10 protein-coding genes and 1 pseudogene are annotated in these 9,923 nt (G+C 41.0%); all 11 read left to right on the top strand.

The window, feature by feature from the left end; genetic code table 11:
- A pseudogene (locus P20439_RS14925) lies at window positions 1–270 on the top strand (hypothetical protein); the annotation flags it as partial.
- A gap of 66 nt (window positions 271–336) precedes the next feature.
- On the top strand, window positions 337–1,194 hold the full coding sequence (locus tag P20439_RS14920) for a DUF692 domain-containing protein (protein WP_008109323.1): 858 nt from the start codon (window positions 337–339) through the stop codon (window positions 1,192–1,194).
- A 54-nt stretch (window positions 1,195–1,248) separates the two neighbouring features.
- Window positions 1,249–2,001: a DUF2063 domain-containing protein gene (locus P20439_RS14915; RefSeq protein WP_008109321.1), complete on the top strand. Its 753-nt coding sequence runs from the start codon at window positions 1,249–1,251 to the stop codon at window positions 1,999–2,001.
- A gap of 72 nt (window positions 2,002–2,073) precedes the next feature.
- A complete protein-coding gene (locus P20439_RS19105; protein ID WP_008109320.1) occupies window positions 2,074–2,196 on the top strand; it encodes a hypothetical protein in 123 nt (40 codons plus the stop codon).
- A gap of 155 nt (window positions 2,197–2,351) precedes the next feature.
- The gene (gene apt, locus P20439_RS14910) at window positions 2,352–2,897 is read left to right on the top strand and encodes an adenine phosphoribosyltransferase (RefSeq protein WP_008109316.1); all 546 of its coding nucleotides are present in this window, start codon (window positions 2,352–2,354) and stop codon (window positions 2,895–2,897) included.
- A 3-nt stretch (window positions 2,898–2,900) separates the two neighbouring features.
- Window positions 2,901–5,237: a DNA polymerase III subunit gamma/tau gene (gene dnaX, locus P20439_RS14905; RefSeq protein ID WP_008109315.1), complete on the top strand. Its 2,337-nt coding sequence runs from the start codon at window positions 2,901–2,903 to the stop codon at window positions 5,235–5,237.
- A 60-nt stretch (window positions 5,238–5,297) separates the two neighbouring features.
- The gene (locus P20439_RS14900) at window positions 5,298–5,624 is read left to right on the top strand and encodes a YbaB/EbfC family nucleoid-associated protein (protein ID WP_008109313.1); all 327 of its coding nucleotides are present in this window, start codon (window positions 5,298–5,300) and stop codon (window positions 5,622–5,624) included.
- A gap of 6 nt (window positions 5,625–5,630) precedes the next feature.
- A complete protein-coding gene (recR, locus tag P20439_RS14895; RefSeq protein ID WP_008468045.1) occupies window positions 5,631–6,239 on the top strand; it encodes a recombination mediator RecR in 609 nt (202 codons plus the stop codon).
- 104 nt (window positions 6,240–6,343) lie between these two features.
- On the top strand, window positions 6,344–7,057 hold the full coding sequence (locus tag P20439_RS14890; RefSeq protein ID WP_008109309.1) for an RluA family pseudouridine synthase: 714 nt from the start codon (window positions 6,344–6,346) through the stop codon (window positions 7,055–7,057).
- A 118-nt stretch (window positions 7,058–7,175) separates the two neighbouring features.
- Complete coding sequence (htpG, locus tag P20439_RS14885; RefSeq protein ID WP_008109307.1) at window positions 7,176–9,089, top strand: molecular chaperone HtpG; 1,914 nt, start codon at window positions 7,176–7,178, stop codon at window positions 9,087–9,089.
- 153 nt (window positions 9,090–9,242) lie between these two features.
- Window positions 9,243–9,887, top strand: a complete 645-nt coding sequence (adk, locus tag P20439_RS14880; RefSeq protein WP_008468042.1) for an adenylate kinase — start codon at window positions 9,243–9,245, stop codon at window positions 9,885–9,887.
- The last annotated feature ends 36 nt before the right edge of the window (window positions 9,888–9,923 follow it).

Genomic DNA, 9,923 nt, shown 5'->3' with positions numbered 1-9,923 from the left:
AAATGCGGCGGTGATGCTAAGGCCAAAAAAGAAGGCAAGTGCGGCGAAGGTAAATGTGGCGGCGAAGCTAAGAAAGAAAGTAAAGCTGGCGAAGGTAAATGCGGTGCACAAGGCAAAGCTCAAAAAGAAGGTAAGTGCGGTGAAGGTAAATGCGGCGCACAAGGTAAAGCCAAAAAAGTAGGCAAAGCCGAAGAAGGCAAATGTGGCGGTGACGCTAAAGCAAAAAAAGAAGGTAAGTGTGGCGAAGGTAAATGTGGTGGTAACCACTAAATTTTTCTTTTTTTGATACAAGTGAGAGGGCCATTAGGCCCTTTTTATTTAATATGAGGTTTTATTATGGCTCACATTCAAACACCTAACTTTGGCATGGTCGGTTTAGGTTTGCGAAGAGAAATGCTAGATGAGCTTGAAAATGCAATACCAAAACAAATTGAGTTTATGGAAGTAGCTCCAGAGAACTGGTTAAAACTAGGCGGGCGCTTTGAAAAGCAATTTAAACAGTTAACTAATAATAATCACTTTGTTTGCCACGGTTTGTCACTTTCTATTGGCTCACCGGAGCCGCTCGATATTGAATTTATAAAGTCGTTAAAAAACTTCTTTGATAACCACGATATTAAAGTTTATAGCGAACACTTGAGCTATTGCTCAGGTAAAGGCCATATGTATGACTTAATGCCAATTCCTTTTACTGAAGAAGCGATTAAACATGTCGTTTCTCGGGTTAAACAGGTACAAGATATATTAGAGCGACCACTTGTGCTCGAAAATGTGTCTTATTATGGTGCCCCTGGTCAGCAACTATCGGAGCTTGAATTTACCAATGCTATTTTAGAAGACGCTAATTGCCAGCTGTTGTTAGACGTTAATAATATTTATGTGAACTCGATTAATCATGGCTATGATGCACAAGCGTTTTTAAGTGGGCTACCAACCAATAAAATTGCCTATTGCCATGTTGCAGGTCACTACAATGAAGCTGATGACCTTATTATAGATACTCATGGCGCAGATGTTATTGACCCTGTCTGGCAATTGCTCGATAGCGCATATCAAGCACATGGTGTTTTTCCCACACTGCTAGAGCGAGATTTTAATATTCCACCTATTAACGTGTTAATTAAAGAGCTGGATATAATCCATCAATTACAAGCAAAGCACCTTAAGTTGTTATCAACAGCACAAAGCGCTTAGCCGTTAGTATTTAACAAATACTTGCTATTTCAGGGTTTCAAAAGAGTCGTTATCATGAGTTTTATTGATGTACAAAATGAATTTATGGCCCATATTCGAGAGCCTAATATGCAGCCGTGTCCAACCGATATTGAAGACAGGCGAATGGCCATTTATCGGGATCTGTTTTTTAATAATATTAATGGCTTTGTTTCATCGGCATTTCCAGTTTTAAAAACACTCTATAGTGAGCAACAGTGGCTATTGCTGGTTCGTCAATTTTTTAGTGAACATGATTGCCAGTCTCCTTACTTTTTAGATATTGCTGAAGAATTTATTACCTATTTAATGACAAGCTATGTACCTAAAGAGTCTGATCCGGTATTTATGCTGGCGCTAGCTCATTATGAATGGATTGAGCTTGACGTGTCTGTAATGAAGGCTGACCCCCGTGAGCTCCCTCTAAGCACTAATAAGCTTACTCATTCTCCTTTGTATTTATCTAAAACAGCGCGTAACTTAAGCTACGACTATCCAGTGCAACATATAAGTGAAGAATTTCAACCTCAACAGCCTTCAGAGCAGCCGTATTTCTTTGTTGTTTACCGCGATGAGAGTGATGAGGTGCAATTTTTGGCCACCAATGCCATGACCGCCATGCTACTGTCTATTATTGAAAATGAAGCGGGGAGTACGTTTGAGCAGGTTTGCCAACAGGTTAGTGAAAATGCACCACAATTTAATCTTGAGCAAATAACACAAGGGGCACTCAGTACCTTAACAGCTATGGCACAGCGGCAAATTATAGTGACAAAAAATCAAGACTAAGCTCTTTATTGATTATTTCACATCGTCTATTATAGCGCCTTTATTTGTTGTGCTTAATAAAAGGTTGTACCCATGTCAGATGATAAAGACTTTAAAGACCCGTTCAATGCGGCTTACTTTTTTGCATTCTTAGCCGTATTTGCTGGAATAGGGTGTTTAAATGCCATTTTAGGTTGGATCACCAGCTTAACTTAATCAGGTTTTATTTTAAGGCTGTTGTTTTTCATCAGCCTTACATTTTTATCACTTCCCTCTCCCGACACTTTATAATTATCGCAAACTCGCAATTTACGACCACTTAAGGTTATAATCACCTGCTTTGTAATATTAATCATTGAGCAGTTAAAATTATGACTCAAGTAACACCAGCAATTATCAAAAACAGCATTACTACAATTGCTGATTATCCTAAAGCGGGCATTATGTTTCGCGATGTAACAACCCTAATGGCAAACCCTGAAGCGTTTAAAGCAACCATAGATGCATTTATTGACGCTTATAAAGACCAAGGTTTTACTAAAATTATCGGCACTGAATCACGTGGCTTTATTTTTGGTGCTCCGCTATCTTATGCTTTGGGAATTCCTTTTATCCCTGTTCGTAAACCAGGTAAATTACCGCGCGAAGTTATTCGCCAAGATTACCAACTCGAATATGGCGAAGATACACTAGAGCTTCATACTGATGCGATTGTAGCCGGTGATAAAGTCTTGTTAGTTGACGACTTGTTGGCGACCGGTGGTACAATTGAAGCAACAGCCAAGTTGGTTGCAAAATTAGGCGGTAACGCCACAGATGCTGCCTTTGTTGTATCACTTCCAGAGCTTGGTGGTGAGCAACGTATTGAAAAAATGGGCATCAATATTTTAAAATTGGTTGAATTCGAAGGCGAATAATCGATGAGTTATCAGGTTCTAGCGAGAAAATGGCGTCCTCAAACCTTTCATGAATTGGTTGGGCAGTCTCATGTAAAACAGGCGTTGGTAAACGCGCTGACTCAAAATAGACTGCATCACGCTTATTTATTCACTGGAACCCGTGGTGTTGGTAAAACCACCATTGCCCGTATTTTTGCTAAAAGCTTAAATTGTGATGAAGGTATATCTGCCACACCATGTGGTCAATGTAGTAGCTGTGTTGATATAGAGGCAGGGCGCTACATTGATTTACTCGAAATAGATGCGGCCTCACGCACTAAGGTTGAGGATACGCGTGAGATACTTGATAACGTTCAATATGCGCCAACGCGCGGACGTTACAAAGTATATCTAATCGATGAAGTACACATGTTGTCAAAGCACAGCTTTAATGCGTTATTAAAAACGCTTGAAGAGCCGCCTGAGCATGTGAAATTTTTGCTCGCAACCACTGATCCTCAAAAATTACCAGTGACTATTTTATCTCGCTGTTTACAGTTTAATCTGAATGCATTGTCGCAAGCTGAGATTAAGCAACAGCTTGAGCATGTGCTTACCCATGAGCAGCTTAACTTCGATAATGATGCGCTAAGTATTATTGCCAAAGCGGCCGATGGTAGTATGCGAGATGCATTAAGTCTGACCGATCAGGCGATTGCTCAAACAAATGGTGATATTAAAAATCAAGCTGTACAAGACATGCTTGGTTTAATGGACACGCATTACAGTCAGAGCTTACTTGCGGCACTATTAGCGCAAGATGGCACAGCCCTGATGAATGAAGTGGCTCAAGTCGCTAGCCGAAATCCAAATTATATTGCGCTGCTTGACGACTTAATTGCGCTAACGCATGTGATTCAATTGAGTCAATTAGTCCCTGAAGCGGCGGCGCTTGATAGCAATAACGCTGATTACATTGAGCATGTTGCAGCGCATACCCATGCTCAACAAATTCAAGTGTATTACCAGCTATTACTTAACGGCAAAAAAGATTTACAATGGGCACCTGAGCCTCGTTTAGGTTTCGAAATGATTATGCTCAGATTGCTAGCATTTGAACCTGCGCAGCTCCAAACCATTCAACCTGAACCTAGCTCACAAGCTGCGCCAGAGCAAAATAGCGCAGGGCGTGCTAATGCACTGCGTGATATTTTAAATAAAAATAAGCCAGCGCAGAGTAATACACCTCAAACTCAGCCATTAGCAACTAATACGCAGCCAAAAAAAGCCGCTGAGCCTGAGGTTTTACAGCCTGATAATAGCCAAACACAGAATGAGCAAAGTTCGGTACAAAGTCAGCCTCAAATTGTCGATACCCCTGTAATAAGTGATGAACAAGCGCAGCGTCAAAGTGAAGATGATGCCTATATGCAGCACAGTGATGTAGAACAAACTATTGCCGCACAATACGATGATGTAATGAGTAGCGCGGTTGATCAAGGGTTTAACCCTGAGTTAGCAAATGTCGCTAGTAACGCAGATCACTCTGCGTCATCAATGGGTGAGCAAGAAGCGCGAGCACAGTCAGCAATAGCGCGTATTTTACGCGATAGAAACATTTCGGGTGCCGGTAAGCTTTCAAGTGCCGCTATTGATAAGCCAACTGAAGAAAAACCAGCACCGATAAAACCTGAATTTAGCCGACCTGCCAGAAATGAAGCACAAACTGTATCGCAGCAGCCACCCCCATGGGATAGTGAGGTGAGCGATGACCTACAAAAAAAGCCTCAGCTCCCAGCACAGGGGAGCCAAGCTCAGGTAGTAAACAAACCAGCGAGCAAAGTTGACTTTAAAGCCAAGCATCAAACGATTACTGAAAATTTAGCACCCGAGCTATTAGAGCAAATTAACCCGCAAAAACCAGCACCTGTTGTTGAACAAGAGCCTAGTATTCCGGTACCTGATGATTTTCAAAGCCCAATTAGTGAAATTAGGTTTGCCCATCAACAAGACGAATGGGCCTATTTAATAAAGCGTATGGGACTTGGCGGACGCATGCGCCAGTTTGCATTGCATTCAATTTTTACCAAACAAGACAATCATTTTCATATTGAGGTCGATGAATCGCAAAAGCATTTAGATACGCCAATGTTACGTCAAAAGTTAAATGTGGCGTTATCTACTATTTATGGACACAACGTTGAGCTTAATATTGATTTTGCTAGCGGGGTGATTGACTCACCTTATTTGATTCAACAAAAAATTGATGCCGGTCGTCACCAGCAAGCGATTGATGTGATCACCAGCGATGAAAATATAGTACAATTCCAACAGCTATTTAGCGCTGAAATTGACGAAAACAGTATTCAGGCATTGTAATTAACGACCAGTGCCCTTATTTATACTCCAGTTAATGTATTAAAAGAAAGAGAGACGATTATGTTTAAAGGTGGAATGGGTAACATGATGAAGCAAGCGCAGCAAATGCAAGAGCGCATGCAAAAAGCCCAAGAAGAAATCGCAGCGATGGAAGTGGTTGGTGAAGCCGGTGCTGGTTTAGTAAAAGTAACCATGCTTGGTAACCACAATGTTCGTCGTGTTGAGCTTGATGAAAGCTTAATGGAAGACGACAAAGACATGATTGAAGATTTACTAGCAGCAGCGTGTAATGATGCTGTTCGCCGTGTTGCTGAAGAAACTCAAGAGCGCATGGGCAAAGTAACAGGCGGTATGCAATTACCACCTGGTATGAAAATGCCGTTCTAAGCAACTATGCAACTTTCAGATAGTTTAACATCGCTTATTGAAGCACTGCGTTCTCAGCCAGGTATTGGCCCGAAATCTGCTCAGCGTATTGCATTTCATTTATTAGAGCGCGACCGTAAAGGCGGCACTCAGCTTGGTAATGCGCTAACAAAAGCGATGACGGCTGTAGGGCATTGTCAGTCGTGCCGTACGTTTACCGAGCAAGCGCAATGTGATATTTGCTTAAGCACTAAGCGCCAAGACAGTGGCATTTTATGTGTGGTTGAGTCGCCTACAGATGTGTTAGCGATTGAACAAACAGGCCAATACAAAGGACTCTACTTTGTATTAATGGGGCATTTGTCACCGATTGATGGTATAGGCCCTAAAGAAATTGGCCTGGACCTGCTTGAACAAAAACTTGCGCACGGCGGTATTAATGAAGTTATATTAGCCACTAACCCAACGGTTGAAGGTGAAACAACGGCTCATTATATTGCCCAGCTTTGTCATAAGTATAAAGTGGGTGCATCGCGAATAGCTCACGGCATTCCTGTGGGTGGCGAGCTTGATTTAGTCGATGGCACAACCTTAATGCATGCATTTAGTGGCCGGCGCTTAGTCAGCCATGAATAGTTTATTTTAAGCTTAACTATTTGAACTTACTTTAAAAGCCTACATACATGTTGTAGGCTTTTTTATTGGCTTTGATTGCAATATAAATAAAACTTAAGGATGGTATGGCTGCAATAACCCAAAGTGCTAATGTGATTGTTGATGACTTTATCGCACCTGTTTGCCATGAACACATAAAAATTATTTATCAAGATGATGATATTTTGTTGATCAATAAACCTAGCGGTTTGTTAAGTTTGTCGGGTAAAAACCCTCTTAACTGGGATTCGGTTCACTATAGGCTTGTCAATGGCCAGCAAGGCGTTACCGCAGCGTTTCCTAAAGCGATATTACCTCACCGTTTAGATTTGGGCACCTCAGGAGTAATGGTGGTGGCACTTAACGAGCAAGCAGTTAAAGCACTGAATCAGCAATTTCAATCCAGAAATGTTAAAAAATATTACCGCGCAATGCTCGCGGGTCTAGTTGCTGAGTCTCAGGGAGTGATTACTGCGCCTATAGCAAAAGATAAAATGTTATTTCCGAAAGTGAAAATTTGCCACCAGAGCGGCAAACCCGCGCAGACTCAATTTAAAGTGGTTAAACGTTTTAATAAAGAGCAAAAAACCTTGGTCGATTTTACTCCTATAACTGGACGCACTCATCAACTTAGGATACATAGCCTAACGTTTGGCCACCCCATACTCGGCTGTGATTTATATAAAAATGATTGCAGTGAGCAGAGAGCTCAACGGTTATTATTACATGCCAGCGACTTATTTTTTGTTCATCCACGCACTGATAAGCCAATGCACGGGCATGCCGCAACGCCTTTTTAGTTGATTAAGCCCTTTAAAGTGTCTTTGAATGGGTTTTTTATTTTTTTACTTGAACTTCTCACGGCTCACCCCATATTAAGTGCATAACGCAGACACTTTGCAAATTGGAGATACATAAATGACTGCAGCACAAAAAGAAACATTAGGCTTTCAAACAGAAGTAAAACAACTATTAAACTTAATGATTCACTCGCTTTATTCAAATAAAGAAATCTTTTTACGCGAGCTTGTATCAAATGCATCTGACGCAGCCGATAAACTGCGCTTTTTAGCCCTTTCAAACGGTGACCTTTATCAAGGTGATGCGGATTTACGCGTACGTATAAGCGCCGATAAAGACGCTAACACAGTAACCATTTCTGATAATGGTATTGGTATGACGCGTGATGAAGTGATCAGCTCATTAGGCACCATTGCTAAGTCGGGTACGGCTGAATTTTTCAAAAACTTAACAGGCGATCAAAGTAAAGATTCACAGCTTATTGGCCAGTTTGGTGTTGGTTTTTACTCAGCATTTATTGTTGCTGATGAAGTGACTGTTCGTACTCGTAAAGCAGGAGAGACTACAGCGGTTGAATGGCAGTCAAAAGGTGAAGGCGAGTACACGCTACAAGAAATCGAAAAAGAAGGCCGTGGTACAGACATTATTTTACATCTTCGTGAAGAAGAAAATGAATATGCAGATGAGTGGCGTCTTCGCAGTATCGTCACTAAATACTCTGATCATATTTCTACACCAGTACAAATGTACAAGGCAGAAGTACCTGAGTCTGAAGGTGAAGATGGTGAAAAAATCCCAGCTGTTCCAGGTGAGTGGGAAAGCATTAACCGTGCAACTGCATTGTGGACACGTGACAAATCAGAAATTTCTGAGGACGAATACAAAGAGTTTTATAAGCATGTAAGCCACGACTGGGAAGATCCGCTTAGCTGGGGACATAACAAAGTTGAAGGTAAAACTGAATACACCAGTTTGTTATACATTCCTAAAAAAGCACCCTTTGATTTATGGAACCGTGAGCGCCAAAGTGGTTTAAAACTTTATGTGCAACGCGTGTTTATTATGGATGACGCTGAACAGTTTATGCCAAGCTACTTACGTTTTGTTAAAGGCTTATTAGACTCAAACGATTTACCGCTAAACGTATCGCGTGAAATTTTACAAGACAACAAAGTAACCCAAGCTATTCGTAAGGGGTGTACGTCGCGTATTATTAAAATGCTTGAGCGTATGGCTAAAAACAAAGCTGATGATTACCAAACATTTTGGAATGAATTTGGTCAGGTAATGAAAGAAGGCCCAGCTGAAGATGCGGCCAACAAAGAAAGCATTGCTAAATTACTGCGCTTTTCATCAACGCACACCGACTCAGAAACTCAAGATGTTTCACTTGAGCAATACATTGAGCGCATGAAAGACAGCCAAGATAAAATTTACTATGTGGTTGCTGACTCATTTATTGCTGCTAAAAATTCACCACACTTAGAAATCTTCCGTAAAAAAGGCATTGAAGTATTGTTGCTAAGCGATCGTGTAGATGAGTGGATGATGAGCCATTTAACGGAATTTGGCGAAAAGCAATTTCAGTCAATTACCCGTGGTGATTTAGACTTAGGTAAGCTAGATGACGAAGAAACTAAAAAAGCACAAGAAGAGTCTGAAAAAGAAGTTGCAGGCTTAGTTGAGCGCATCAAAACTGCGTTAGGTGATGATGTTAAAGATGTACGCTTTACTCACCGCTTAACTGACTCACCAGCGTGTGTAGTGAGCGATGACAACGACATGAGCTCGCAAATGCAAAAGCTAATGGAGTCAGTAGGTCAAGCTGTTCCAGAGGCTAAGCCTGTGTTTGAATTAAACCCAGATCACCAACTGGTTAAGCACTTAAATGATGAGCAAGACGAAGATAAGTTTGCACAGTGGTCACATGTACTACTAGACCAAGCCTTGCTTGCAGAGCGCGGTACGCTTAAAGATCCAACTGGATTTGTAACTCGCTTAAATAAACTTATGCTTGATTTAAGCAAATAAGTATTAAAAATCAATGATTGAGTAAAAAGGGAACGTCTGTTCCCTTTTTTATGCGCTGTTGTATAGACAATTAGTATAAGTTACTTGAGTATCTGCAGCGCTTATGGAAGAATTCAGACTTTAAAATAAACTCTCATATTAGGGGACAATGATATGCGCATTATTCTTTTGGGCGCGCCGGGTGCAGGTAAAGGTACTCAAGCTCAGTTTTTAATGGATAGATACGGTATTCCACAAATTTCTACCGGTGATATGCTACGAGCTGCAATTAAAGAAGGCACACCACTTGGCCTAGAAGCAAAAAAAGTAATGGACGCAGGTCAGCTTATTTCTGACGATATTATTATTGGCCTTGTTAAAGAGCGTATTGCAAAACCAGATTGTGAGAAAGGCTTCTTACTAGATGGTTTCCCACGTACAATTCCACAAGCTGATGCTATGAAAGAAAATGGCGTAGTGGTTGATCACGTTATTGAATTTGATGTTGCTGATGAAGTTATTGTTGAGCGTATGGGCGGACGTCGTGTTCATCCAGGTTCTGGTCGTGTTTATCATGTTGTTTACAATCCACCAAAAGAGGAAGGTAAAGACAACGAAACAGGTGAAGAACTTATTATTCGTGCAGATGATACCGAAGAGACAGTTCGTAAACGCTTAGGTATTTACCATGAGCAAACAATGCCATTGGTTGACTACTACCAAGCAGAAGCGAAAGCGGGTAACACGCAGTACCATAAACTAGACGGTACACAAGCGGTTGAAGCAGTAAGCAAGCAACTAGCTGAGCTTTTAGGTTAATTTTTATCTAAAATTAAAAACATAATTAAAAANAAC

It is taken from the genome of Pseudoalteromonas sp. BSi20439 (assembly GCF_000241165.1).
Lineage (GTDB): Bacteria > Pseudomonadota > Gammaproteobacteria > Enterobacterales > Alteromonadaceae > Pseudoalteromonas.
The sequence above is the reverse complement of the archived record's forward strand: the minus strand, read 5'-3'. Positions and strand labels throughout refer to the sequence as shown.

Excerpts from the sequence above, each read along its gene's own strand:
- P20439_RS14920 (WP_008109323.1), top strand. The coding sequence starts at position 337 with ATGGCTCACATTCAAACACCTAACTTTGGCATGGTCGGTTTAGGTTTG.
- P20439_RS14890 (WP_008109309.1), top strand. The coding sequence starts at position 6,344 with ATGGCTGCAATAACCCAAAGTGCTAATGTGATTGTTGATGACTTTATC.
- htpG (WP_008109307.1), top strand. The coding sequence starts at position 7,176 with ATGACTGCAGCACAAAAAGAAACATTAGGCTTTCAAACAGAAGTAAAA.
- recR (WP_008468045.1), top strand. The coding sequence starts at position 5,631 with ATGCAACTTTCAGATAGTTTAACATCGCTTATTGAAGCACTGCGTTCT.
- P20439_RS19105 (WP_008109320.1), top strand. The coding sequence starts at position 2,074 with ATGTCAGATGATAAAGACTTTAAAGACCCGTTCAATGCGGCTTACTTT.
- dnaX (WP_008109315.1), top strand. The coding sequence starts at position 2,901 with ATGAGTTATCAGGTTCTAGCGAGAAAATGGCGTCCTCAAACCTTTCAT.
- apt (WP_008109316.1), top strand. The coding sequence starts at position 2,352 with ATGACTCAAGTAACACCAGCAATTATCAAAAACAGCATTACTACAATT.
- P20439_RS14915 (WP_008109321.1), top strand. The coding sequence starts at position 1,249 with ATGAGTTTTATTGATGTACAAAATGAATTTATGGCCCATATTCGAGAG.
- adk (WP_008468042.1), top strand. The coding sequence starts at position 9,243 with ATGCGCATTATTCTTTTGGGCGCGCCGGGTGCAGGTAAAGGTACTCAA.
- P20439_RS14900 (WP_008109313.1), top strand. The coding sequence starts at position 5,298 with ATGTTTAAAGGTGGAATGGGTAACATGATGAAGCAAGCGCAGCAAATG.